A 327-nucleotide genomic window follows, 5' to 3' on the forward strand; every position below is an offset into this window, starting at 1 on the left:
GTATGTCTTTTACGTCTAATTCTACTGGTGGAGAATACTACCATACATTATTATTTTCTGAAATGCCTGCTCATGGACATGAGATCGGTATATGGGGTACATCAGGAACTTTAAAAACTGATGCATGGGAGTTTATGACAATTCAAGGCTCGCATTACTCTGATAATAAAAGCCATAATGTAAATAGTATTCATACTAATGCATCGGGTAGTGGAACTCCACACGCAAATATTCAACCATATTTAGTTGTATTCTTTTGGCGGAGAACCAACTAATTAAGCGGTTCTCTTCCAAAAATATGTTGTAACGTATGGTTGGATATTGTTA

1 pseudogene is annotated in these 327 nt (G+C 35.8%); it reads left to right on the top strand.

The window, feature by feature from the left end:
* Positions 1 to 275, top strand: a pseudogene (locus LJE08_RS13900) (hypothetical protein); the annotation flags it as partial.
* Positions 276 to 327 lie beyond the last annotated feature (52 nt).

The organism is Holdemanella sp. DFI.5.55, assembly GCF_020593575.1.
Taxonomy (GTDB): domain Bacteria; phylum Bacillota_I; class Bacilli_A; order Erysipelotrichales; family Erysipelotrichaceae; genus Holdemanella; species Holdemanella hominis.